This window comes from Actinomadura sp. NBRC 104425, from assembly GCF_030269545.1.
Taxonomy (GTDB): Bacteria; Actinomycetota; Actinomycetes; order Streptosporangiales; family Streptosporangiaceae; genus Spirillospora; species Spirillospora keratinilytica.
Window position 1 is genome coordinate 1 of the sequence record NZ_BSTN01000015.1, and the last position, 23262, is coordinate 23262.

Annotated in this window: 25 protein-coding genes, 1 tRNA gene and 2 pseudogenes; 23 read left to right on the forward strand and 5 right to left on the reverse strand. The window is 70.8% G+C overall.

The features are described from left to right. Positions 1-518: 518 nt before the first annotated feature. Positions 519-983, forward strand: a complete 465-nt coding sequence (locus QSK22_RS21655) for a GNAT family N-acetyltransferase (protein ID WP_285496107.1) — start codon at positions 519-521, stop codon at positions 981-983. 201 nt (positions 984-1184) lie between these two features. Here QSK22_RS21655 and QSK22_RS21660 read toward each other — a convergent pair whose 3' ends face one another. Both QSK22_RS21660 and QSK22_RS21665 read right to left on the reverse strand, forming a co-directional pair. Beyond that, positions 1185-1595: a hypothetical protein gene (locus QSK22_RS21660; protein ID WP_285496108.1), complete on the reverse strand. Its 411-nt coding sequence runs from the start codon at positions 1593-1595 to the stop codon at positions 1185-1187. 14 nt (positions 1596-1609) lie between these two features. Beyond that, positions 1610-3337 carry a polymorphic toxin-type HINT domain-containing protein gene (locus QSK22_RS21665; RefSeq protein ID WP_285496109.1) on the reverse strand — a complete coding sequence of 576 codons (1728 nt, stop codon included), beginning with the start codon at positions 3335-3337 and terminating at the stop codon, positions 1610-1612. A gap of 558 nt (positions 3338-3895) precedes the next feature. Between QSK22_RS21665 and QSK22_RS34035 the strand changes: the two are divergent. Together QSK22_RS34035 and QSK22_RS21675 are read left to right on the forward strand one after the other, a co-directional pair. Beyond that, positions 3896-4117, forward strand: a pseudogene (locus tag QSK22_RS34035) (site-specific integrase); the annotation flags it as partial. A 437-nt stretch (positions 4118-4554) separates the two neighbouring features. After that, positions 4555-4962 (forward strand): annotated as a pseudogene (locus QSK22_RS21675) (tyrosine-type recombinase/integrase); the annotation flags it as partial. Positions 4963-5278: 316 nt separating this feature from the next. On the opposite strand, the gene QSK22_RS21680 reads toward QSK22_RS21675, so the two are convergent. Further along, the gene (locus QSK22_RS21680; RefSeq protein ID WP_285496111.1) at positions 5279-5707 is read right to left on the reverse strand and encodes an NUDIX hydrolase; all 429 of its coding nucleotides are present in this window, start codon (positions 5705-5707) and stop codon (positions 5279-5281) included. A 74-nt stretch (positions 5708-5781) separates the two neighbouring features. Between QSK22_RS21680 and QSK22_RS21685 the strand changes: the two genes are divergently transcribed. The 20 genes from QSK22_RS21685 (at position 5782) to QSK22_RS21780 (ending at position 22075) form a co-directional block, all read left to right on the forward strand. Next, positions 5782-6567 carry a GntR family transcriptional regulator gene (locus tag QSK22_RS21685; RefSeq protein WP_285496112.1) on the forward strand — a complete coding sequence of 262 codons (786 nt, stop codon included), beginning with the start codon at positions 5782-5784 and terminating at the stop codon, positions 6565-6567. 809 nt (positions 6568-7376) lie between these two features. Further along, complete coding sequence (locus tag QSK22_RS21690) at positions 7377-7718, forward strand: hypothetical protein (RefSeq protein WP_285496113.1); 342 nt, start codon at positions 7377-7379, stop codon at positions 7716-7718. 484 nt (positions 7719-8202) lie between these two features. Beyond that, positions 8203-8403: a hypothetical protein gene (locus tag QSK22_RS21695; protein WP_285496114.1), complete on the forward strand. Its 201-nt coding sequence runs from the start codon at positions 8203-8205 to the stop codon at positions 8401-8403. A gap of 267 nt (positions 8404-8670) precedes the next feature. Beyond that, the gene (locus QSK22_RS21700) at positions 8671-8961 is read left to right on the forward strand and encodes a hypothetical protein (RefSeq protein WP_285496115.1); all 291 of its coding nucleotides are present in this window, start codon (positions 8671-8673) and stop codon (positions 8959-8961) included. Further along, a complete protein-coding gene (locus QSK22_RS21705; RefSeq protein ID WP_285496116.1) occupies positions 8958-9338 on the forward strand; it encodes an RRQRL motif-containing zinc-binding protein in 381 nt (126 codons plus the stop codon). Before QSK22_RS21700 ends, QSK22_RS21705 begins: the two co-directional genes overlap by 4 nt. A gap of 181 nt (positions 9339-9519) precedes the next feature. Continuing rightward, complete coding sequence (locus QSK22_RS21710; protein WP_285496117.1) at positions 9520-9870, forward strand: helix-turn-helix domain-containing protein; 351 nt, start codon at positions 9520-9522, stop codon at positions 9868-9870. 59 nt (positions 9871-9929) lie between these two features. Continuing rightward, positions 9930-10502 carry a hypothetical protein gene (locus tag QSK22_RS21715; RefSeq protein ID WP_285496118.1) on the forward strand — a complete coding sequence of 191 codons (573 nt, stop codon included), beginning with the start codon at positions 9930-9932 and terminating at the stop codon, positions 10500-10502. A gap of 200 nt (positions 10503-10702) precedes the next feature. Continuing rightward, positions 10703-12103 carry a hypothetical protein gene (locus tag QSK22_RS21720; RefSeq protein ID WP_285496119.1) on the forward strand — a complete coding sequence of 467 codons (1401 nt, stop codon included), beginning with the start codon at positions 10703-10705 and terminating at the stop codon, positions 12101-12103. 421 nt (positions 12104-12524) lie between these two features. Continuing rightward, positions 12525-12707: a hypothetical protein gene (locus QSK22_RS21725; protein WP_285496120.1), complete on the forward strand. Its 183-nt coding sequence runs from the start codon at positions 12525-12527 to the stop codon at positions 12705-12707. Then, complete coding sequence (locus QSK22_RS21730) at positions 12704-13015, forward strand: hypothetical protein (RefSeq protein WP_285496121.1); 312 nt, start codon at positions 12704-12706, stop codon at positions 13013-13015. Before QSK22_RS21725 ends, QSK22_RS21730 begins: the two co-directional genes overlap by 4 nt. Continuing rightward, positions 13012-13932, forward strand: a complete 921-nt coding sequence (locus QSK22_RS21735; protein ID WP_285496122.1) for a hypothetical protein — start codon at positions 13012-13014, stop codon at positions 13930-13932. Before QSK22_RS21730 ends, QSK22_RS21735 begins: the two co-directional genes overlap by 4 nt. 15 nt (positions 13933-13947) lie before the next feature. Further along, positions 13948-14268 (forward strand): hypothetical protein, encoded by a 321-nt coding sequence (locus QSK22_RS21740; RefSeq protein ID WP_285496123.1) that lies wholly within the window; start codon positions 13948-13950, stop codon positions 14266-14268. A gap of 97 nt (positions 14269-14365) precedes the next feature. After that, positions 14366-16651, forward strand: a complete 2286-nt coding sequence (locus QSK22_RS21745) for a hypothetical protein (protein WP_285496124.1) — start codon at positions 14366-14368, stop codon at positions 16649-16651. 218 nt (positions 16652-16869) lie between these two features. Then, positions 16870-17187: a hypothetical protein gene (locus tag QSK22_RS21750; protein WP_285496125.1), complete on the forward strand. Its 318-nt coding sequence runs from the start codon at positions 16870-16872 to the stop codon at positions 17185-17187. Further along, complete coding sequence (locus QSK22_RS21755; protein WP_285496126.1) at positions 17184-17657, forward strand: ASCH domain-containing protein; 474 nt, start codon at positions 17184-17186, stop codon at positions 17655-17657. The genes QSK22_RS21750 and QSK22_RS21755 overlap by 4 nt, the downstream gene beginning before the upstream one ends. Positions 17658-17831: 174 nt before the next feature. Beyond that, on the forward strand, positions 17832-18179 hold the full coding sequence (locus tag QSK22_RS21760; protein ID WP_285496127.1) for a hypothetical protein: 348 nt from the start codon (positions 17832-17834) through the stop codon (positions 18177-18179). Next, a complete protein-coding gene (locus tag QSK22_RS21765; protein WP_285496128.1) occupies positions 18176-19114 on the forward strand; it encodes a bifunctional DNA primase/polymerase in 939 nt (312 codons plus the stop codon). Before QSK22_RS21760 ends, QSK22_RS21765 begins: the two co-directional genes overlap by 4 nt. Further along, positions 19111-20292 carry a DUF3631 domain-containing protein gene (locus QSK22_RS21770; RefSeq protein WP_285496129.1) on the forward strand — a complete coding sequence of 394 codons (1182 nt, stop codon included), beginning with the start codon at positions 19111-19113 and terminating at the stop codon, positions 20290-20292. Before QSK22_RS21765 ends, QSK22_RS21770 begins: the two co-directional genes overlap by 4 nt. Before the next feature lie 282 nt (positions 20293-20574). Continuing rightward, complete coding sequence (locus tag QSK22_RS21775) at positions 20575-20799, forward strand: helix-turn-helix domain-containing protein (protein WP_285496130.1); 225 nt, start codon at positions 20575-20577, stop codon at positions 20797-20799. Position 20800: 1 nt separating this feature from the next. Then, positions 20801-22075, forward strand: coding sequence for a tyrosine-type recombinase/integrase (locus QSK22_RS21780; RefSeq protein ID WP_285496131.1), 1275 nt, complete (start codon positions 20801-20803; stop codon positions 22073-22075). A 70-nt stretch (positions 22076-22145) separates the two neighbouring features. Here QSK22_RS21780 and QSK22_RS21785 read toward each other — a convergent pair. Beyond that, positions 22146-22217 (reverse strand) — tRNA-Val (locus tag QSK22_RS21785). A gap of 72 nt (positions 22218-22289) precedes the next feature. Continuing rightward, the gene (locus QSK22_RS21790; protein ID WP_285496278.1) at positions 22290-23198 is read right to left on the reverse strand and encodes a proteasome assembly chaperone family protein; all 909 of its coding nucleotides are present in this window, start codon (positions 23196-23198) and stop codon (positions 22290-22292) included. Positions 23199-23262: the final 64 nt, after the last annotated feature.

Consider the following 23262-nt stretch of genomic DNA (forward strand, 5'->3'; position numbering starts at 1 on the left):
GCCAGACTGCGCGTCATCGACGGCACCGCACAAGACCCCGAGGACGACAACCGAGAACTCACCGCTTAACCTGCAGCAACAGGATCACGCGGAGGCCGACTCATACACCACTCCGCTGGACGTGACCCGGCGATGTGGACGGCGGCGTGCCGGCGGACGGTGAACTCGTCGAATCAGGCAGCCAGTGCCCGCTGACGTTTCAGCCGGTTGATCCTACATTTCACCGCATTGCGCCCGCGGCAGTCCACCGGATCGACCCCTGGCGGCCTCACTGCGTCCAGCGCGCGACACGCCGCCGCTCATCACAGTTCGAAACCGATCCCTGCCGTTTCACCGGTGACGCATGCAGGCCGATTCGAGCCCGGTAGGGACGTCCCCTCAGAGGCCCGTCGAGCCGGGCCCCTCCTACCATGCCGACGTGCCGGCGCATGAGTTCAGGCGGCAGTGTCCTTGACTGCCCCGGCCGACTCGTGCGAAGCCCAGAGGGGCACACATGTCACGCATAAGGGGACGTCGCTGTGAGCAAAGAGTCCGAATGCACCGTGCGGAAGGCCCGCCCCGAAGACGCGGCGCAGGTGGCGTCGTTGCTGGCCGAGCTGGGATATCCCGACAACGACGTCGACGACGTACGGCGGCGCCTGGCGGCGTGGGCCCGGGAAACGGCCGGTGTCGTCTTCGTCGCCGAGGCCGATGCCCAGGTGGTGGGAGCCGTCGCGGTGGCGGCGTTCCCCTACCTGGAGCGGCGGGGCCGCTGCGGACGCATCGTCGCACTCGTCGTGGCGGCCGATCGGCGTGGGCAGGGAATCGGCCGACGGCTTGTCGAAGCGGCCGAGGAGGCGGCCGGCTCCCTCGGCTGCGTCACCATGGAAGTGACCAGCGCACGAACCCGCACCGAGTCGCACGCCTTCTACCGGAATATCGGTTACCAGGAGTGGAGCGACCGCAGCGCGCGCTACCTCAAGGATCTGCGCTTCGGAGCATGACCGGGCATCCGTGGCTCACCCAAATCCGACGCCACGGCGCCCCCGGTCACGCGCAACCGGCGGACCGGCCCCCGTCGGCGCACCCTCCACGGTCGTGACGGGCCAGGAGCCCGCGGCAGAAACCCCGGCAGCGCACGCACCTGGTGAGCACACGCCTTCGACGGCGCCTTGTCCCGCTGCACCGAGGGGCGACACCCGATGTCACCGGCGGCTTCTGCCACCGAAGGGCAGCCGATCAGGCGGAAAACCACGCAATTCCTCGACGGAAAAGACCTCACCGTGGTCATTGTCGACGATCAAACGCCACCGGCGGGCCGCCGCCTCGATGAGTTCCATGGCAAGGGCGTCACTGCCCTTGGTGCTCGAAATATCCAGCTGCGCCCAGGTCAGCATGGGAGCACCCATCTTCTTCTCGTACACCTCGAGGTCCTCGGGCTCGAAATAGGGGTTGCAGTCCGGAGGCACCGTCACCCAAACGTGCTGCCACCCGCGCGACAGGCGGCCGTTCGCCCAGTGGTCGGGAGTCCGCTCACCCCCGACCTCCTCCACGAGATCGAGAAACTCATCAGGGTGCACGGGATCAGCAAAGATCACAAGTACTCCGCCTGTCACTTGCACTCCTTCACTCAGACGGGCTCACCCAGTCTCCGAAGAGCCTGTTTGAGCTCGTATTCGTTGCGCACCACGGTAGCACCCAGCCGCTCGATCATGGCGCGCTGCTTGCCGGACCACTGCGTGGCGAGCACGATCACCGGTTTTGCCTGCGGATTCTTCTGCCTGTCGCTGAGCAGGCCTTTCACCTGTCCTTCCTTGTCCATGTTCTTACCGGTCGCCACCTCGACGATCGCCCTGTTGGTCTCGATGTCTATTTCACCGTCCCTACCGTTCGGACCGAACTTGCGATTGAAGTCGCGTACGATGTTGCGAATGGATTTCGCGGTGGTCGCCTCAGTCCGCTTGCGCCAATTGCCAGACTGCATCGCCTCGTCGATCTTGGCGTCGACGACCTTCTTTTTGAGCAGGTCCACCTCGCGTTGAGCCTGGGTGGCGGCGTCTCTGTTGGCCTTGGTCGGGTTCCGGCGCGCCACCTCCCATACCTCGTTGACGTTGGCCTGCGCCTGATCGATGAGGAGGTCGGCATCCTCGAACCGTCCATTTTCGAGGGCATCATCGATGTCGTTGGCGATCTTTGCGCGCTCCTTGGCGAGCAGGTCGCAGGCGCGCTTGCCCGGATCGTTGTGGACGAGGAGATCGAGCCCGCCGACCGTCACATAGAAGGTGTGGAACCCCTCCACCGTGAGGTTGTGGACGCGCCGCTCGGCGCTGTACCGGCGCGTCTCGACCACCAGCGCCCGGCGGCCGTCGGGTGCGGCCAGCATGTCGCCGAACACCAGGCGGCCGCCGTCGATCCAGTCGCGTGTGCCCGCCACCCAGAACGGGTGGTTGGCGGTGGCGGTGACCACCGCGGTCGGACCGCCCGGCGACCCGTCGAGGTCGACCACGACGTCCACCAGGTCCTTGGAACCGGCGCCGGCGATGGTCCGGGTGACCCGCCGCGGGCCGTCGCGGCCCGTCTCCGGGTCGGTGGCCCAGACCAGGTCGCCGACGGCGACGCGCTCGATGGGTCTTCGGCTCCCATCGGCCATCAGCACCAAGGTCCCGGGCGGGAAGCTGTTGGGAGCCGCGCCCTGGCAGGCCGCCAGGGCCTTCCTCAGCCGCTCCTGGGCGGCCTTGCGGGCGCCGCGGGCCTTCTCCAGCCGCCGCTTGAGGTCCAGGAAGCGGTCGATCAGCTTGACCACTTTGGGGATCGCCTTCAGCGCCTTGCCGAGCTTGCCCCACGGGATGATCCCGAGCAGACCCCAGATGCAGTCGCTGAGATTCGGCTTCCGGATGCAGTTGATGATGTCGCCGGCCAGCCAGTCGAGCCCGAGTTCGGCGATCTCCTTGAGCAGATTGAAGTTGTTCCACTCGTTCTCGATGGCCCGCGCTTCCTGGTCGGCCCTGGCGGCGGCGTCCTGCGCGGCCCGGTACTCCTGCTCTTCCGGCGACTCCCCGCCGACCGGAGCCGTGACGGGCGCACTGGAGCTCGGCGACGTGCTCGAATTCGGCTTTCCGCCGCGATGGCCGGAGCCGCAGTCCTTGCTGCCGACCACCCGGCAGACCGCGGCACGGACGTCCCGGGTGACCGTGTCCGGAACGGCGACCACCGTGACCGCCGCAGCGACCGCGGCCACGAGCAGAGTGATGGCGATGTAGGAGAGCGCGCCCTCACCCTGGTCCCCCAGCCGTCTGAGCATCTGGCGCCCCCAGGCTTGTGAACCCGTCAAAAACGACGAGTCAATCAACTCCTCCACCGCGCGACAGGGCCCCCAGACCCAACATCAGACCCAAACTCAACGATCTTGAAACTTCCCCTCACCACCGTCCAAGATCGATTCACAAACACCGACGTTCGCCGACAGGACATGGGAGCGACGGCTTACAGCGAGAAGGGGCATTCGCGATCTTGAACTGCACCAGGTGGCGACGCCACCTGAGGTTCTCCGGGGTGCAGCCGCACAACAATGTGCTTCAGGGTTCGTGCCGCCACCCGGCGTACTCGGCCGCCCGTGCGACAGCCTGTCTCGGTCCATATCAAGCAGATCGCAATGGCCACGATCTCGAAATAGCCACAATGCCAGCCGCTAGTACGCAAACCCCATCAATCAGGCGCATTCATTCAGGCACATCGATCGCATGCAGCCCAGTCCCGGCAAAGGGTCTTCGAACACTGAGGCGCAACCGCTCACGTCCCCAGGACCGCGCGCGCCTCCAAGGCCGGCGACAACCGGCTGACGGAGCGGTGGGCGTACGGCGACCGCAAGCTCCCGTCAGGGCGGTTTCAGATCAGGTATCCGGGCCCCGACGGCACCATTCACACGGGAAGCCGCACCTTCGCCACCGAACGCGAGGCCGACCAGCAACTTGCGCTCATCGAAGCAAAGCTGATCTCGGGCGAGTGGACCGACCCCAAGCGCGCCAAGGTCAACCTCAAGGACTACGCAGCGAAGTGGATCGCAGAGCGGCCGAACCTGCGGCCCCGGACGGTCGACATCTACTCGGGGCTGCTGCGGCACCACATCACGCCGTATCTCGGCGATGTGGAGCTGGGGAAGATCGACACGGCGAGCGTCCGGGAGTGGCGCGCGGCGCTGATCGAAGCAGGGGTAGGGGCCTCCGATGCGGCGAAGGCGTACCGGTTCCTGCGTGCGGTCCTCATGACGGCGGCCGACGACCTGATCATCCCGCGCAACCCGTGCCGGATCCGCGGTGCCGGTGAAGAGAAGCCGGACGAACGGCCGGTGCTCACGGTGGCACAGGTCTTCAAGCTGGCCGACCTGATGCCCGAACACTTGCGCGCCGTGGTGCTGCTGGCAACCTTCGCAAGCCTGCGATGGGGCGAGGTTGCGGCCCTTCGCCGGATGGATCTGGACGTTGAGGCCGGTACGGTCTCGGTGCGGCAAGCTCAGGTCGAACTCGACACCGGCGAACTACTCATCGGGCAGCCCAAGTCACGCGCAGGCGTGCGAACCGTGGCACTCCCCCCGGTCCATCCTCCCGGAACTGCGCGAACACCTGGACAAGCACACGGGCCGGAGCAAACCGCGCTGGTCTTCACACGGGCAAGCGGGGCGGCAACCTGCGACGGGCCAACCTCCGGCGAGCGACCAGGTGGGGCGACGCGGTGGCCAAGATCGGCGCGCCCGGCCTGCACTTTCATGACCTTCGGCACACCGGCAACATGCTCGCTGCCGAGACGGGCGCGAGCCTGCGGGACCTCATGGAGCGCATAGGGCATGACAGCGTGCGGGCGGCCATGATCTACCAGCACCAGTCGGCGGGCGGCAACCGCGCCATCGCGAACGCCCTCGACGCCAAGATCAACAACGCCGACCAGGACGGCGACGGGTCGGCCGGAGCACTCGCCCGCACGGGCTAATGGCACACAAATGGCAGCGGGCCCCGTTCCCATGATCGGGAACGGGGCCTTTTCGCTGGTGGGCGCAGCAAGGATCGAACTTGCGACTCCTCGCTTGTAAGTCAAGATCAACCCAAGCTGATCACACCGCTCGTTCTGCACAGACATGCCCTGAGGGCATATGGCGTCCAGTTGTGTCCGCTGCGGTTGTCACCCAGTTAGACACCCATCCCCTACCCTTGCCCTCTGTCCCAGCCGCTTGACGACAACGTCGGCCGAAGCCAACCTCCTGCCTACCCCCGCGCGGTTGCCGACATTTTCGCCTCACGAACTTGAATCAGGGGATGAGGTGAACGCCGTCGTGTTGGCGGATGGGCACTGTGGTATTGTCGGACAAGGCGTCGAGAACGCGGATGGCGAATGCTTCCACAGCAAGGGCCTTTACCTCATCTTCATTGACCCACCGAAAGTCTTTGCTCTCGTCTGAGGGCGTGAGGGTGCCACCTTCAGCAGTGCAGCGGAAGACCAAGGCCACGATGCCGCGTGCCATGTTCTTGTAGACGCCGGTCAGGGCCGTGGGAGTCACATGGAGGCCGGTTTCCTCAAAGACCTCCCTCCTAAGGCCGCTCACGATGTCTTCGTCGCGTTCCAGCACGCCCCCCGGCGCCTCCCAGTGGCCGTTGTCGCGTCGCTGGATGAGCAGGGCCCGGCGGCGGTCGTCGACGACGACGCCGGCGACACTGACCGAGTGGCGGCTGTCTGGCATCACGCAGCTCCTTGACCAGGTGGGTACTAGACTCACGGTAGTACACGTACGTACAAGTTGAGGAGTTGGGTGCCGTGGGTGACCTCAAGCTTCCGAGCCTGGACCCGACCAGTGACCGCCCTGTGTTCAAACAGATTGCGGATCACCTGCGCGCCGCGATTGAGAGCAAGGCTCTGACGCCCGGGGAGAAACTTCCTTCGGAAAGCCAGCTGATCGGGCATTATGAAGTGGCTCGGATGACGGTCCGCCACGCGCTCCAGATACTCCAGAGCGAGGGACTGACGGTCGCGCAGCATGGAAAAGGCGTTTTCGTGCGCCCGCGTCCGCCGGTTCGCCGTCTGGCATCGGACAGGTTTGCACGTCAACATCGTGAGCAGGGCAAGGCGGCATTCATCGCCGAGACCGAAGGCGTGGGAGCCAAGCCCTCTGTAGATTCCATCACCATCAAAGAAGAGAAGCCTTCGCAAGACATCGCGTTGAGGCTCGGCCTGTCCGACGCTGACCGCGTCGTCGTACGCGCCCGACGTTATTTGATCGACGGGCACCCCGTCGAAACGGCGACGTCCTACATACCGGCCTCTATCGCGCGCAACACCCGCATCGCTGAACCAAATAGCGGGCCCGGTGGCATCTATGCGCGGCTGGAAGAGCTCGGACATCGTCTTGATCACTTCACTGAGGAGATCCGCGCTCGCATGCCGCTGCGCGATGAAGCGAGGGCCTTGCGACTTGCGCCGGGGGTCCCCGTGTTCCACCTCGTGCGTACCGCGTATGACCAGGCAGGTAGGGCTGTAGAGGTCTGCGACACGGTCATGTCCAGCGACGCCTACGTGCTGTCGTACGAGCTGCCCGCCCAGTAGGACTTGACTCCTCTAGACGAGTCGTGGCACTGTGCCGGTACGGCTCGTCTAGACGACTAGGTGTCTGCGAGTTGTCGTGGCCACCGTCGATAGGCGGTGGGCGCGTTGACAACCGCATACGACATCGGCGATCGATGCCCTGGCGCGTCTGGGTTGACGATCAGCGAGGTCCCCGGACCGGCGCGGGTCGCGCGATGTCACCACAACATCCGTAGCGCTTTGCGCTGCCTGTCCCGCACAGCAGACGGCCGACACAGGTGTAGTGCCTGGCCGCATCGGTGTGCGGGCCGGGGAAGGCAAAGAACTCACGTTCGATGTGGGAGGACCATCCCTGATGCGTCACAACGGTCGCCCGGTCATCCTCGCTTCGTCACTGCCTCCGAACCTGCTCAGCCTGTCCGCCCGCGGTGGGTGTGCCCTGGTGGAGTGCCCGGACTGCGGCAAGTGGCGGTCGATGAAGCGGGGGATGATCACTGCGCATCGTGGTCCGCACGTGCCCGGGGCGGAGGCGTGGCCGGCGGAGTTCCGCCCGTCCCCGCCGCGGTGCCCGGGGAGCGGCCAGCGTGTCCGAGTTGACGAGTCGTACGCCGAGTGGCGGGCCCGGCTGGACGCGGCCGTGCGGGAAGCCGGACAGCGCCGCGGCACCCGGGTGATACCGCGGCCGAAGCCGCCGGTGCCCCGCGCGGTCACGCAGATGGCCGCCCGCTGACACTCCCGTTCCTGCTCTTCGGCGCCCCGGTCTGACCTTCCCCGTCGGGCCGGGGCGTCGTCGTTCCTTCCCATTCCCTCACGACCTTGGGAGGTTGTTCATGATCGGCATTCCGAAATCGGACCGGACGCGCGCCGGGTACATCGCCGGGCTGCGGATGCTGGCCGACTTGTTGGAGTCCAACCCCGACATCCCCCACGACCGGTCGGGGTTCATCGGCTTCCCCCTGGACTTCCCGGAGGCGGAGGCGTTCGAGATCATCGACCAGGCCGCCGCGGAGTTGACGGCGGAGGGTATCCCGTTCGACTACAACGCCAACGACCACAGCCACTCGATCTACCTCGTGCTGGCCGGGGTCCGCTACGGCTTCTCCCGCGTGCGCGACTCGGCCTGGGCCAAGTACGAGGCGGCCCGGTCCTACACGGAGAACGTGCAGGTCTGAGCACCTACCGAAGCTCCCCACGTCTTCGGACCCGCTGAAGGCGTGGGGTCATCAGGCACGGGTCCGTAAGGCCCGTGCCGCGTTCTGCGCCGCGTGCTGACGCGGTCTGTACACCACCACACCTTCTGACGGTGCGCCCGGGCGCCTTCATCCCGGGGGCGCCTCACGGGCCGCCAGAAGGCGGGCCCCGCATGTGCTGCGAACACATGCGGGGCCCTTGATCACCCACCTGCCACAACCAGGAAGGCGATCCAATGTTCATCATCGCGTACACCGTCGGCGGCCACCAGTGCGGCGGATGTTCGACGTGCGGGGGTGGCGGCACGCTGCCCGGCGGCCGCACGTGCTCGGCGTGTGGCGGCTCCGGCCGCTGCTCCCACGGCGGCGGGCGCCGGTGAGCGGTTCTGCCGCTGCGCTCGGCCGCTCCGCTCTGCGCAGGGGCGGAGCGGCCTTCGGAACGTCAGAGCCGCACCTCGGGAAGGGGGTGTTCGAGAAGGTGTTGCGGATCCGGTTGATCGGCCTGCCGGACGACGTGGCGGCCGGGGTGGAGGCGCTGGGGCAGGTGCTGGATTTGGTGGAGGTGTCCGAGCCGTACCCGTGCCGCGGCCGGTCCCGCAACGTGCGGGTCTACGTCCAGGGCCGCCGCAAGTCCGGTAGCCCGGTCACCGGTACCACCGTCCCCTGATCCTGACCTGCTGTCCGTTCGCAACCGGTCCGCCCCGCGCATGGGGCGGACCGGTTTTCTGTGCTTCCCGCTGCTGAACAGGGATGGTTGCCATGAGCCTCACGCGTGTGCGTCCGCACCCGGTGGCGCCGCGAGCCGGCGCGCTGCGGTGCTGCCCCGACTGCCGTCGGCCGATGGTCCGATCCTCTTCTACTGCTGCGACTGCCGCCGCTACGTGCGCGCCGAGGTCACCGTGGGCGCGCCGTCGGCCACTGCTGGGAGGGCGGCATGAGCGCCCCCGACCGATCCACATCCGCGACCGTCCCGGCCTCGGCCGGGACGGTCGGCTTCTATGTGTCGGTCCGCACCGGCGCCCGCGCGCACGCCGCGCTGGCGCTGGGGCCCTTCCCCGACCGCCGCGTCGCCCGTCTCCAGGTCGAACCGCGGCGTCGGCACGTGGCCGAGCGGTGCCGGTCCGGAGGGTGGTGGCGGTTCGGCACGGTCCGCATCACCGCTCGGCCGGGCCGCCCGCTGCCGGTCGGCACCAACAACCAGCTGTTGGAGGGACGGGTGGAATGACGCGCCGCAGCAGCGCGGCGTTCCACGACCCGCGCGGGGAGCGCTACGGCATCCCCACATTCCCGTGGCGGATGGCGCCGCCACACCTGCTCACCCGCCGCCAGCTGGCCGCGCTGGGTCTGCGGCCTGGCGGGCAGCAGGTGGTGGCGCAGGTGCTGTGGCGCCGCCGCCGCGGGCTGGGCGTCGCCTACCTGTACGACATCCGCTTGGCACTGCCCAAGCGCACCCCGACCGCGGCGCAGCGGGCCGCGCTGGCCAAGGCGCTGGCCGCCCGCCGCACGTGCCCGCGTTGCGGCGTCGATCGCGGCTACGTGCTGCCCCGGCGTATCGGTGCGTGCCTGCAATGCGCCTCCGACTGGGAGCTGGACGCCGCCTGACCGCGGCCCCGCCGCCCCCGCCGGACCTGACGTTGCGTCCGGGCGCTCCCTTCTTGCCTCTGCCTTTGGGGACCGGGGAGCGCCTCACGGAACGGCAGGCCATCTGTGCTGTCCCGCCACAGCGCGCCGCCGTGCGCGCTGGTGATCGCTCTTCCCTTCTTTTGCTGTGAAAGGAGTCTTGATGCCACCTGCCCGCATCAGGCGCCACCGGTCGTCGGCCCCGGCCCCCAACCCCACGGCGCAGGAGCCGCGGTCGGCTCGGCCGGCGGAGTCGGAGCGTGAAACGCCGTCGCCGTGGCTGCTGCCCGAAGACGGGATCGTGGACGAGATCGCGGTGGAGATCGCCGCGTCCGGGATCCGGCAGGTGGCGCTGACGCCCACCGAGCGACGCCTGGCCGTCGCCGAGATCCTGGCCCGGGGCGGCACCCCTAAGGACGTGGCTGCCCGGTTGCACATCTCCGACTCCACCGCCCGCGCTCTGGTGAACCGGGTGCGCGCCCAGGCTCGGCGGGCCGCATCCCGGGCCGCCTGACTCACCAGGCGCGCACCCCGCCTTCCCTTCCCTCCGACATCGGTCGAAAGGAGCCCTGCATGTCCTCCCTGCCCACCTCGCCCCGGGCGCCCTCATCCCTGCCCGCCTCCGTCCAGGCGACCATGCACGACCTGGAACAGCTGCGACAGCAGCAGCGCCGCCACGCCACCGCCCGGGCCGCGATCGGCACCGGCTTCTTCCTGTTGGGTGCCGCCCTCGTCTGGCCGGTCGTGGTGGTGCTGCCGCCTCGCCTGCTGGCCGCCGCCGCCCTGGTTGTGCTGGCGGCGCTCGGGGTGCGTGCCCTGTACGTCGCCGGTCTGGCCTGGCTGCGCGCCCGCTACCAGCTGCTGCTGCCGGACTGGCGTATGTGGCGCTGGCGCCTGGTCCGGCGCTGGTACGCGCCCGGTTCGGTGGTGTGGTTCGCCGACGTCCCCTCATGCTGCGCCGGGCCGCTGGTGGTGCTTGCCTGGGCCGACGACCCGGCCTGCACTACGCCGTGGGTGCTGACCTACGACGGCCGCCCCGCCGGCCGCTCTGGCCGGTCGGGGGCGACGTGGTCCCCGGTGGACTGGCTGAGCCCCGCCCCGGTCGCGCCACGCCCCGGTCACCCCCACATCTGTCGGCACCGCTGACGCCGGAGTTCTGGCGTTGCGTCCGGCCGCTCACCCACCCGGCGTGAGCGGCTCACGGAACGGCAGACCAGCCGCGCCACACACAGGCAAGCCATGACAGGAGGTGACGTCACCATGACGTCGTATACCGACGGCGCCGGGCGGCGCTCGGCCGCCGACCGGGCCGCCCACAGCAGCACGTTCGGTGAGGAGGTGCCGCGATGAACGCCGAGCAGATCACCGGCTCGCTGGCCGGGCTGGCCGCCGCCCCCGTGTACGGCGTGGCCGTCGCCATGGTGCTGCTCACCGTGGCGTTGGTGTGGATGGTGGCACGGCGGTCCCGCACCGCGCGTCCGGCCTCCGCTCCGGATGACCGCAGGGCCGGGCACACCTCGCGTCGGGGTGAGGACCCGCTGACGGTGCTGGCCGCGCTCGTGGCGACCGGCGTGGCCGCGCAGGGCATGTGGCGGTTCTTCCACGACGTGCTGAACCTGTCCGGGGTGCTGGCGGCCATCACGTTCGCGTTCTTGGAACTGGCCATGTTCACCTCGGCGCTGCGGGCGCGCCGCAACGTCGCCGAGTTCGGCTCGGCCGGGATCGACGGCGTGGCGGTGTGGGTGTTCACCTGCCTGTCGGCCACGTTGTCGGCCCTGGACGCCGATTCGGCCCGTGAGGTCCCCGCCCGGCTGGCCGCGCCGCTGGTGGCGGCCTGGCTGTGGGAGCGCGGCATGGCCGTCCAGCGCCGCCGGTCCGAGGGCCGCCGCTGGCACTGGCGCATCACTCCCGAGCGGATCCTGCTGCGGCTGGGCCTGGCCGAGCCGACCGACCGGACCGCGGCCGAGGTCGCCGCGAACCGGCACCTCAATCGCGTCGCCAGGGCCGCCAAGCAGATGCGGCACCTGCAGCGGACCGGCGCCAAACAGAAGAAGCAGCTCAAGGCGCTGGAACAGTTGGAGGCCGCCGTGGAACGCGCGGTGGAGCACGCCGACCTGGCCACCGACCCGGCGCGCCGCCGACAGCTGCTGGCCCGCATCGAAATGCTCTACACCGCTGCGCAGCTGGCCGAGCTGACCCCCGACAGCCCGTGGCACTCCACCCCCTCCGGCATGGCGGCGGTCGCGCTGCCGTCCGAGCCGCTCGCCGCGCTGTCGGCGCTGTCGGACCTGCCCGACACCGGCGGAAGCGGCGCCGAGGGCGGCATGGCGGACGCGGCCGACGGCGACGCGTCGGCCACGACCGAACCGGACGCCGAGGTGGAGGGGGCCGTACCCGGCGACCTCGGCGCCGACCGTACCCGTGCCGCGCGTACCCGCCGTACCCGGCCGGACGGCGTACCCGTACCCGCGTTGACCGTCGTTCCCGACGTACCCGCCCCTGAGGACCGGGACGTGCTCCAGGCACACCAGGCGGGAGAGGATGACGCCGAGGTGCACCCGCTGGGAGATGAGCCCGTGCGGGTGCAGGCGGCCGCCGTGTTCGCTGACGAGCTGAGGGCCGGGCAGGTCCCGTCGATCCGCCGGATCAAGTCGGCGCTGCGGTGCGGTCAGAAGAAGGCGACCCAGGTTCGTGCGTATCTGGCGACCCTGCCCGCCGACGCTGTCGCCGAGCAGAGCGCGCGCTGACGGCGCGGCGTACCCGTACCCGTCGCCCGTCTGCCCGCCGAGGTGTACCCGCCCCGGCATGTACCCGGTTCCGTCTGGCGGATCTCGCCCACACCCGCCACCGTGCCCGCGCGCTGTACCCGCGCGGGTGCGGTGCCTGGGTGTGGGCGGGGTCGGCGGGACGGCCCCGCCGGTCTGTACCCATCCCCGATCACCTGCCCTGTACCTGCCGCTGACAGCGGAAAGGGGGGATCGCCTGGCCCCTGCCCCTCCACACCACGGACACGGCCGGGCCCTGCCCAGAGTCCACAGACGAGCCCGGCGACGAAAGGAGCGATTCACGGTCCGGCTCGTCTGGCCGCCCGGCGTGTCCTCACCGTCCGTCGCACACCGGCCCGACCGCTTGCTCAGCGGTCGGGCCGTCTCAGTGAGAGGAACCGCGATGACCTTGTTGGCCATCTTGACCGGCGTGCTGTTCATGGTGGGCTACAGCCGCCTGGTCTCCACCTTCATGCTCGTCACCTTGCCCGCCTGGGGGCTGCTGGCCGCCGGGACGCCCATCGGGCAGAAGCTGCTGCCGCTGCTGAACGGGCTGTCGGACGCCCTGGACGGGTGGTTGCGGTGACCGCGCGCCCCTCGGGGACCGCCTCCGACGGTCCTGCGCGCACCCCGACCGGCCGCCGCCTGGCGGCCTGCGCCTGGGGCAACCGGCCGTCGCTGGGGGCCTGGGCGCTGCTGCTGGGCATCCCCGGCGGCACCCAAGTGGTGTTCGGCTGGCCGTGGTGGCAGGCCGCCGCCGTGCAGTGGCCGCTGTACGCGGCGCTGTGGGTGGCCGTCACGATCGCCGACGCCCGGCAGCAGGCCCACGACCGGCAGACGGGCCACCAGGTGCCGTCCCACCTGTCGGGAACCGGTGAGGAGTCCCCCTCGTGATCGAACTGCTGTTCTTGGGGACGGCGGCGTTCGCCGGCGGCGCGCACGCGGTGCGCAAGAACCGTGCCCGCCACGCCCCGTCCCGCCGTCCCCCGCGCACCGAGTCGCTGCTGGTCAAGGCCTGGAACGCCGCCGGGGCCCCGTACACCGAGGAGACCATGCTGGCCGACGCGGTCGCCGACCTGGGCGGCCGGGCGGTCGGCCTGGGAGTCCGGCGGGTGTGGCGGCGCGGCCGGCAGGCGCGGCCCTGGGCCGAGGGCCGCTGGCAGCGCCGGGAGGCCGACGGCCGCACCGCCACCTTCATCCGCCGCCGCAACCGCCGACGCTCCAACGCAGGTGCCCCCGCCGACGCCGCCCAGCCCGGAGCCCGGCGGAACCCTGGCGCCGCGCCGCCCCTGCCGCAGGGCCGGAGCGTTCCGCAGCTTCCGCCCGGCGCGCCGGACGGTCGGCACGACCGCGGCAAGAGCGGCGGCGGGGCACCGGCCCGGCCGAGCGGCCCGACCCCGATGCCGCCCGGCTCACCCGCCCCGGGCACCCCGGCCCGCCCGGCCGCGCGCAGTGGGCGTGTGCACGGCCGGGCTGGCGCGCGGCGTACCGGCCGGGCGCCTGCCCGCATGCGCATCACCGGCCCCTTCCACTTGGAGGCCCCGGACACCGATGTGGAGTTCTTGGAGACGTGCCAGGAACTGCAGCAGCTGCTGCGCGGCGTGGGGGTGGCGGTGGAGGAGTGGACCGACGACGTCATCGCGCGCCGGTTGCCGCCGATCATCACCAACCCGCTGACCGGTGTGCACGAAGGCCTGGTGGACGCCGCGGCGTGCACCGCGCTGGCCACGATGCTGTTCGAGTCGTGGTTCGCCGAGGCCCGCGAGGTCGCCGCCGCCGGTATCGAGTTCACCGGCGACGACCCCGTCTGAAAAGGGAGGATGTTGATGCGTCCCCGCCCCCGCCGCTACCTGGTGGAGTTCGAAGCCCCCGACAGCGACGGCGAGTACATCGCCACCTGCCTGGGCATCGGCGAGTTGATGGCGGCGCTGGCCGACCGGATCGACGATTGGGCCGAAACGCTGGCGGCCAAGGGCATGCCGCGGCCGGTCATCGCCCAGTTCGAGCAGGCGGTGGCCGACCTGGACGAGGCCGCCCAGCAGGCGCGCCGGTCGGCCGCCAACTTCGCCGACTACTACGAAGACGCCCGCACCATCGCCGCACGCGGCATCCGGATCATCGGCGCACCGCGCCGCCGAGCCGCCTGACCCCGAGCCTGCCGCGCTTCACCGACCGCGCCGCCCACTCAGCTGGTGGGCGGCGCGGTCGTTTCGTCCGGCCCCGCTTCGCAAAGGAGTTGATCGCATGCTTGGTCGCCCCAGCCGCGGCCAGTTCGGTCGGCCCGGCAACCAGGCCCGCCGGTTCGCAGGCCGGTCGGGTGGCCGCCGCAGCCGACACACCGACGACATGATCGACGCGCTGCTGCCCGACCTCTGGCAGCGCCGGCCGACCCGGCCCTCGCCGGTCGGCCGCTGGGTGCGGGAGGCGGCGCGCACCTACGCCCGCTGGGTGATGCGCGCCCCCGACACGCGCGGCCTGGGCACCGGCCTGGCCGCCTGGTACCCGGTCGGGCAGGTGGCGCACCACTACGCCGCCCACGACACCCTGCGCGACTCCCTGCTGCTGGGCGCGTTCGCGCCGCCGGCGGCGCTGGCCGCCTGGGTCGCCACCTACAAGACCCACGGGTCGCCCCGCTACTCCGGCGCGATCGCCGCGATCGCCGCCGGGGCGCCGCTGTGGCTGGCCACCGCCGCGCACACCGGCATCACCAACCTGCCGACCCTGCTGGGCTACACCGTCACCGCCACCACCGCCTGGTCCGCCTACACCTGGTCCGACGTGCTCAAGCAGCGCCGCCGCACCGCCGCACTCCAGGCCAAGTGGGAGACCATCGCCAACCTGGCCGGGCTGGAAGACTCGCACCTGCTGCACACCAAGGCCACCCGCACCGGCGTGCGGTTCAAGGTGGACGTGGGCGTGCACGGCCCGTCGGCGTCCCGGCTGGAACGCGGCGGCCTGGCCGTCCAGATCGCCCGCTGCTACGGCATCGGCGCCGACCAGGTGCGCGTCACCGGCGACGCCAAGAACGCCCGCATCCTGTGGATCACCGTCCAACTCAAGGACCTGTGGTCCGAGCCGGTTCCGCACCCCGCCGTCGCCGACCCGGCGGCCGCACCCAAGGGACACCGCTCCATCCTGGACGGCCCGTTCGTCATCGGCACCGACCCCGAGACCGGCGACGACCTGGAACTGGTCATCTTCGACGAAGGCGGCGCCCGGCACGTGGAGATCGTCGCCACCAACGGCGGCGGCAAGTCCAACACGCTGTCCAACATCGTCCAGCAGGCCGCCGAGTGCTACGACGTCCTCACCATCGCCATCGACCTCGGCAAGGGCGTCATCCCCAGCCTGTGGGGCGCCCACCTGCACGAAGCGGCCGGGGTCGGCGAGGAAGACAAGGCCCTGCAGCTGCTGGACTGGATCGACACCATCGTCGACGAACGGGCGATCGCGTGCGCGGGCGGCACCCACACCCCCACGCCCCAGGCCCCGGTGATCATCCTGATCATTGATGAGCAGGACACCGCCACCGGCATGGACTCGCCCATCGCGCACCGCGTCAAGCCCGTGCTGGACAAGGTGCACCGGCGCGGCCGGTCCGGCGGCGTGGTCGCCATCACCGCCAAACAGCGCAACGTCGTCCAGCACACCGGCACCAAGGAGGGCAGCGCCAACACCTACACCAAGATCGTCGGCCGGGTCTCCGACACCAAGGAAATGACCAAGGCCGTCCCCGACTGGGAGACCATCGGCTGCCCCGACATGTCCACCTACGGCTCCGGCGCCGAAGGCGTCGTGCTGCTGGTCAAGGCCGGCGGCGTCTGGCAGGCCGGACGCACCCGCGCCCTGTACGACCCCGACACCGTCAAGGCCCTGGCCGCCGCCTACGGCCCCGCCGACGCCACCTTGGAACCCGACATCGCCGCCCACCTGCCCGGCTACACCGACCGGCACCCGATCCCGGCCGCCGCCCACGCCACCACCCGGGCCACCGACAACGGTCCGGCACCGTCGGCCGCTCCCGGCGGCACCGCCCAGACCCGCCCGGACCCCGGCCAGGACCGCCAGGCCGACACCGCGCCCACCGCCGCATCCGGCAACGGCCCCGCCGACACCGGCGGCACGGGCACCGGAGACGGCGACCCGGGCTGGGGTTTCGACCCGACGAACGAGGCAGAGGTGGACAAGGCCGCCAAGGGGTTGGTCGCCAAGCTGGACGAGTTCATCAACGAGACCAGCCCGCCGCCCGATCAGGCCACGACGCTGGACGCCCTCCGCAACGCCCAGCACGCCATCGACAACACCACCGTTCCCGACGACGTCACCCAGGCCGTGGTGCGGTTCCTGGCCGACCGCGGCCCCAAGGGCGCGCGCCGCGACGAACTCACCCAACACCTGGGCATGGCCACCTCCACCGCCGCCCGCCGACTGGGCAAGCTCGTCCACGACAAGATCATCGTGCGGGCGGGCAACGGCAAGGCGGCCCGCTACTACCTGCCCGCCCACGCCCCCGACGATCACAAACAGTGATCACAGGGCGGGCGTGAACTGTCTCGCCGAACCGTCTCACCCCAACCGTCTCACCACCCCACCACGTGCGCGCGCGTGCGGACGCGTCACCGCGGGCGAGACAGTTGAGACGGTTCCGGCGAGACAGTTCCCCCACCTACGTTCCGTGACCGCCACCGCGGATGCGCCCCCTTCCGATTCCCCACACATGGGCGCACCCGGAAACGGAGGACCCACGCATGTTCTTCACCGGCTCCCTCACGCACATCGCCGCGGCGCCGCCCGCCCCCGCCACCGACGGCGGCGGGAACGGCACCGGCCTGTGGCTGCTGCTGGCCCTGGCCGCCCTCGTCTACGGCATCGGCTACGCCATCTCCATCCGTGTGCACCCCTACCGGGCATGCCGCCGCTGCGGTGGCACGGGCAAGCACCGCGGCACCTGGTTCACCGACTCCTTCCGAGCCTGCGACCGGTGCGGCGGCATCGGCCGCGAACACCGCCCCTTCGCCCACCGCCCCTACGCCCAAAACGAGCACAAGCGCCGGGAACGCCGATGACCACCCTCAAAGCCCTGTCCGTGCGCCAGCCATGGGCCCTGGCCATCTGCCACGGCAAAGACACCGAGAACCGCACCCGCCCCACCCGCCACCGCGGCCCGATCGCCATCCACGCACCCAAAGCATGGGACGACGTCGGCCGCTTCACCCTGCTGTGGATCGCCGACATGATCGGCCTCACGCCGTACCAGGCCGCCGAACGCGACCACCGCGGCGCCGTGCTGGCCGTCGCCGAGATCGTCGGCTGTCACCGGCACCGCGACAGCACCCACCCCTGCCACGCCGACGGCGCGCCGATCTGCTCGCCGTGGGCCGCGCGCGGCTACTGGCACTGGCAGCTGGCCAACGTCCGCCCCCTACAGCACCCGGTGCCCGCACGCGGCGCCGCCGGTCTGTGGCCGCTGCCGCCCGACGTCACCGCCGCCGTCCTGGCCCAAACCGAGAACGCCCAAAGCCCCCTGCCGCAGTAGGGGCGCAAAGCGGCCTGCGGCGCCACCACGGCCACCGCTGCTCGTCCCCGACCGCCGAGCCGCAGCTTCCCGCCGGAAGCCGACCCCGCTGCAAAGGCCCCGGGACCGACCGCCGGTCCCGGGGCCTCTCCCTGTTCAAGCCCGCCCTCATCCATTCGGAAGGGAGGCCCTGCCATGAATGCCGAACCGCGTCCGCTGGCCGAGCAATGGCCGCTGCTGACCGCACCTGACTGCCCCACCTGCCAACGCCCCGCCGACGTGGTGTTCATCGGCCCGGCCACCACCTGCGACGGCACCGAGGTCAACGTCTGGCACTGCCGCACCTGCCCCGCCGACTGGGCCATCCCGGTCACGCACTGGCCGGTGCAGGACGGCCCGGACTGCCCGTACTGCCTCACCCCCGCCACGTGCTGGGCCGCGATCGACCCCGACAACGCCGGCGACCTGTGGACCTGCCAGAACGGCCACGAGTTCACCCTCACCCCCGAAGGACTGATCATCCTGCCCGGAGACGCCGCATGACCCGTACCGGCCCGCACCCCGGCGCCGCCGCCCTGGCGTGCGCGCGCCGGGGCTGGCGCGTGTTCCCCCTCACCCCGCGCGGCAAGGCGCCCTTGGCGGGGTTCACCGACTGGGAGGCCAACGCCACCGCCGCCCCCGACCGCATCCGCGCGTTCTGGTCCCGCGGCCGCTACAACGTCGGCATCGCGTGCGGACCGTCCGGGCTGGTGGTGATCGACCTGGACACCCCCAAGCCCGGCGAGAAGCCGCCCGCCGAGTGGGCCATGCCCGGTGTCAACAACGGTGCCGACGTGCTGGCCATGCTGTGCGAGCGGCACGGCCAGCCGTTCCCGTTCGACACCTTCACCGTGACCACCCGCCGCGGCGGGATGCACCTGTACTTCACCGCCCCGCCCGGCACCGCGCTGCGCAACACCTCCGGCCGATACCGCACCGGGTTGGGATGGCTGATCGACACCCGCGCGCACGGCGGGTACGTGGTGGCGCCCGGCAGCTTCGTGGATCTGCCGGACGGCACCGGGCCCTACACCGTGATCAACCCGGCCGAGGCCGCGCCGCTGCCCGGCTGGCTGGCCGGACTGCTCACTCCCGCCCCCTCCTTGGGTGCCCCCGACCGCGACCGGGCGGAGAGGGTGGCGGACCTGCCCGCCTACGTGCAAGCGGCACTCAAGGGGGAAGCGGCCCGCATCACCCAAGCCGTTCCCGGCGGGCGCAACCACGCGCTGAACAAGGCCGCCTACAACCTCGGCCGCCTGACCGGCGCCGGTGTGCTGCCGGAAGACACGGCGTGGGACGCGCTGTGGAACGCCGCCGCGGTCCACTTCTCCACCGGCCCGGCCGCCTTCACGCCCGCAGAGGCGCGCGCCACCATCCGTTCCGCGCTGGCCGCCGGGGCCCGCAACCCGCGCACCATCACCAGGGGGGAAGCCGCGTGACCACGCCCGACGGGGATTGCCCGCTGTCCGGCGCTGCGCTGCTGGACGCGCTCCACCAGGCGCTGACCCGGTACGTGATCCTGCCCAGCGCGCACGCCGCCGACGCGGTGACGCTGTGGATCGCCGCCACGCACGCCCAACCGGCGTGGGCGCACGCGCCGCGGCTCGTGATCCGCGGCCCCGAGAAGCGGTGCGGCAAGTCGCGCCTGTTGGACGTGACCGAGGCGACGTGCCACGACCCGTTCATCACCGTCAATTCGTCCCCGGCGGCGGTCTACCGGTCCATCACCGACGACCCGCCCACCCTGCTGGTGGACGAGGCCGACACCATCTTCGGAGCAAAGGCCGAGGGCAACGAGGATCTGCGCGGTCTGCTGAACGCCGGCCACCAGCGCAACCGGCCCGCCAAGCGCTACGACGCCGCCCTCAACCGTGTGGAGTCCATCCCCACCTTCGCCATGGCGGCGCTCGCCGGCATCGGCGCCATGCCCGACACCATCGAAGACCGCGCCGTCGTGGTGCGCATGCGCCGCCGCGGCCCCGGCGAGACCGTCGCGCCGTTCCGGCACCGCCGCGACCGCCCCGCCCTGCGCCGGCTCGCCGCCGCCCTGAACCGCTGGCTACGCGCCGACCTGCACACCTTGGAGGAAGCCGAACCGCCCATGCCCGTGGAAGACCGCGCCGCCGATACCTGGGAACCCCTCGTGATCGTCGCCGACCACGCCGGCGGGCACTGGCCTGAGCGGGCCCGCGCCGCCGCCGTCGCCATGACCGCCGAAGCCGACGACAACCAACAGCAGTCCCCGCGCCTGCGGCTTCTCGCCGACTGCCGCACCGCATTCGGCGCCGACACCGCCCTGCCCACCGCCGTCCTGCTGGAACGGCTCAAGGCCGACCCGGAAGCGCCCTGGAACGACTACGGGCCCAACGGGCTGACCGCCATGAAGCTCGGCGCGCTGCTACGCGAGTACGACATCCGCTCGGCCAACATCCGCTTCCCCGGTGGACAGGCCAAAGGCTACCGGCGCGCCGACTTCCTGGACGCCTGGGCCCGCTACTGCCCGCCCGACGACACCATCCCCGAACCGGCCGCAGAGGGCACCGTGCTCACTCTGCCGGGGGCAGCCGTCCCGGCCGTCCCAGCCGTCCCAACGCAGGTCAGCCCTGGGACGGCTTGATCTCGCGGGACGGCTCAAGCCGTCCCACCACAAGGCCCCATGGGACGGCTCAAGCCGTCCCACCCGCCAAGCCGTCCCAGCACTGACCAGCGAAAACGACCCTGGGACGGCTGGGACGGCCACCCCTCCCCAACCGAACCCCCAAGCACCCCGACCGGGCGCACCCGCCCCGGTCGGGGCCGGTCCCGGCGCAAGCCCCGGCAGCGCCACCGCCGACTACATCGCCCTCCCTGGAAACGGAACGGAGGCCGTCGTCTGATGACCGATTTCGGTACGAACAGCATGACCGCCGTGAGGCCCGACACGCCCGTCAACCTGGACAAGGCTCTTTACCGCGTCAGCGAGGCAATGGAGTTGCTCTCCCTCAGCCGCAGCGTCGTCTACGAGCTGATCCGCTCCGGCCGTCTGCGGACCGTCAAGGAGGGGCGCTCCCGCCTGGTGCCGGCCAGCGCCATCGCCGAGTACGTGGAACTGCTGGAGCGCGAGGCTCAGGGCGAGGTGGCCTGAAATGGCCGAGACCACGATCGCTACGCCTGAGGAGCCCGACGGCCGAAACGGCGGGCCCAAGGGTGCCAAGAAGGGAAGCACCAAGAGGCGCAGCCGCGGGGAAGGCGGTCTTCACTGGGACAAGACGCGCAAGCGGTGGATCGCCACAGTGACCATCGGCTACACCCCGGCCGGTAAGCGCATCGTCCGCAAGGGAAGCGGACGCACCAAGACGGAAGCCAGGAACAAGCTCAAGCAGAATCTGCGCGACCAAGAGGACGGGTTGACGCCCTCGCCGGGCAACTACACGGTCGCCGACGCCGTCACCTACTGGCTCACCTACGGGCTGAAGGGCCGAGCCGACAGGACGGTGGACATGAACACCACCTTCGCCGAGCACCACGTGATCCCCGCGCTGGGCGCCCGCAAGCTTCGGGACCTGACGGCCGAGGACGTCGACAAGTGGCTGGCGGACAAGTCCGCAGAGCTCAGCACCCGATCGCTCAAGCTGATCCATTCGATCCTGAACCGGTCGGTCAGGCACGCTATGGCACGGGACAAGGTCCGGCGGAACGTCGTGGAACTGTGCGAGGTCCCGGAAGGCCGGGAGGGGCGCCCGTCCAAAGCACTCACGTTCAAGCAGGCCGAGGCGGTTCTGGCGGCCGCTGAGAAGTCCGGTGCGCGCATGCGCGCCTACATCGTCCTCTCGCTGCTCACGGGGGCGCGCACCGAGGAACTGCGCGCCCTCACGTGGCCGCACGTCGTCGCCTTCGATGAACGCCGCCAGGCGTGGCTCGCCGTCGCCGAGGTCGGTTGGGAGCACGAGGGATTCGCGGTGCATGTGTGGAGGTCGGTCCGCAGGAAGGGCGACACCAAGACCAAGAAGTCCCGGCGCACCCTGAAGCTGCCGCGGCGCTGTGTGGAGGCGCTGCGGGCCCTCTGGGAGCACCGGCAGGAGCTGCGCCAACGAGGTGAGGCGGTCGCATCCGACCTGGTGTTCGTGACCAGGAACGGGACCCCGCTCAGCGCGAGCAACGTCCGGCGCGACTTCCGCAAGGTGCTTGACGCGGCCGGACTGGTGGGTGCCGACTGGGCGCCGCGGGAGATGCGGCACAGCTTCGTGTCCCTGCTGTCGGACTCCGGGGTGCCGGTGGAGCACATCTCCCGGTTGGTCGGCCATCGCGGCACGGCGGTCACCGAGACGGTGTACCGCCGGCAGATCCGGCCGGTCATGGAGGAAGGGGCCACGGCGATGGACCGCATCTTCGCCGACGACGCCCCGGGTGAGGAGCCTTAGTCACCCGGTTGGTCACCCAGAGGCGCGAAGGGCCGTGATCACCGAACGGTGATCACGGCCCTGAGCTGGGTGGGCGCAGCAAGGATCGAACTTGCGACTCCTCGCTTGTAAGGCGAGTGCTCTACCACTGAGCTATGCGCCCGGGAGGGATCGAGAAGGATCCCGGTGACCGGGCAAGCGTACCCGGTCGGGGGGTGCGATCGCGAAACGAAAATCAGGGTTGGGAGTCGGGGCCGTCCTGCTCGGCGAGGAAGCGTTCGAACTGGGCGGCGATCTCCTCGGCGGTGGGCATGTCCTGGGACTCGGCGAGCAGGCTTTCGCGGTCGGCGGCGCCGGCGAAGGCGTCGTACTGCTCCTCCAGGGCGCGCACCACCTTCTCGACCTCCTCGTTGCCGGCGATCTGCCGGGAGATCTCGGCGTCGGTCTTGGCGGCGGCCTCGCGCAGGCGGTCGGAGGGCAGGACCAGGCCGGTGGCGGAGACGACGGCCTCCAGGGCGGCGACTGCGGCGGCCGGGTAGGCGGCCTGGGCGAGGTAGTGGGGGACGTGGACGGCGAACCCGACCGCGTCGTGGCCCGCCTCCCCCAGGCGCAGTTCGAGCAGGGCGGCGGCGCTGCCGGGCACCTGGACCTTGTCGAACCAGGAGGTGCGGTTGATCAGCTCCGAGCGGGTGGCGTGCGAGGTCAGGCCGACCGGGCGGGTGTGCGGCACGCCCATGGGGATGCCGTGGAAGCCGACGACCAGGCGGACGCCCAGGCGTTCGACCAGGTGCCGGACGGCGGCGGTGAAGCCCTCCCAGAGCCGGTCGGGCTCGGGCCCGCTGAGCATGAGGAACGGGGTGCCGACCTCGTCGCGCAGCAGGTGGACGACCAGTTCGGGGGCGTCGTAGGAGGCCCAGTGGTCGCGGTCGTAGACCATCATCGGACGACGGGCCCGGTAGTCCAGCAGCGAGTCGACGTCGAAGCGCGCGATCACGCGGTGGTCCAGCGCGTCGAGGAGGTGCTCGCGCAGGAGCTGCCCGGTGGACCCCGCGTCGACGAAGCCGTCGAGGCTGTGCAGCAGCACCGGTCCGGACAACCCCGGCAGGTCGGTGTCCAGCTCGTACAGATCCTCAGGGTTGCGCACCGTCTCCCCCACATTCCTCATGCCGACGCACTCAACACTAGGACATGGCGGGGCGGTCCCCTGA

Coding starts and splice junctions, on each gene's coding strand:
- QSK22_RS21725 (WP_285496120.1), top strand. CDS start 12,525: ATGACCTTGTTGGCCATCTTGACCGGCGTGCTGTTCATGGTGGGCTAC.
- QSK22_RS21755 (WP_285496126.1), top strand. CDS start 17,184: ATGACCACCCTCAAAGCCCTGTCCGTGCGCCAGCCATGGGCCCTGGCC.
- QSK22_RS21765 (WP_285496128.1), top strand. CDS start 18,176: ATGACCCGTACCGGCCCGCACCCCGGCGCCGCCGCCCTGGCGTGCGCG.
- QSK22_RS21700 (WP_285496115.1), top strand. CDS start 8,671: ATGAGCGCCCCCGACCGATCCACATCCGCGACCGTCCCGGCCTCGGCC.
- QSK22_RS21740 (WP_285496123.1), top strand. CDS start 13,948: ATGCGTCCCCGCCCCCGCCGCTACCTGGTGGAGTTCGAAGCCCCCGAC.
- QSK22_RS21760 (WP_285496127.1), top strand. CDS start 17,832: ATGAATGCCGAACCGCGTCCGCTGGCCGAGCAATGGCCGCTGCTGACC.
- QSK22_RS21715 (WP_285496118.1), top strand. CDS start 9,930: ATGTCCTCCCTGCCCACCTCGCCCCGGGCGCCCTCATCCCTGCCCGCC.
- QSK22_RS21750 (WP_285496125.1), top strand. CDS start 16,870: ATGTTCTTCACCGGCTCCCTCACGCACATCGCCGCGGCGCCGCCCGCC.
- QSK22_RS21710 (WP_285496117.1), top strand. CDS start 9,520: ATGCCACCTGCCCGCATCAGGCGCCACCGGTCGTCGGCCCCGGCCCCC.
- QSK22_RS21720 (WP_285496119.1), top strand. CDS start 10,703: ATGAACGCCGAGCAGATCACCGGCTCGCTGGCCGGGCTGGCCGCCGCC.
- QSK22_RS21680 (WP_285496111.1), bottom strand. CDS start 5,707: ATGCCAGACAGCCGCCACTCGGTCAGTGTCGCCGGCGTCGTCGTCGAC.
- QSK22_RS21780 (WP_285496131.1), top strand. CDS start 20,801: ATGGCCGAGACCACGATCGCTACGCCTGAGGAGCCCGACGGCCGAAAC.
- QSK22_RS21745 (WP_285496124.1), top strand. CDS start 14,366: ATGCTTGGTCGCCCCAGCCGCGGCCAGTTCGGTCGGCCCGGCAACCAG.
- QSK22_RS21690 (WP_285496113.1), top strand. CDS start 7,377: ATGATCGGCATTCCGAAATCGGACCGGACGCGCGCCGGGTACATCGCC.
- QSK22_RS21775 (WP_285496130.1), top strand. CDS start 20,575: ATGACCGCCGTGAGGCCCGACACGCCCGTCAACCTGGACAAGGCTCTT.
- QSK22_RS21705 (WP_285496116.1), top strand. CDS start 8,958: ATGACGCGCCGCAGCAGCGCGGCGTTCCACGACCCGCGCGGGGAGCGC.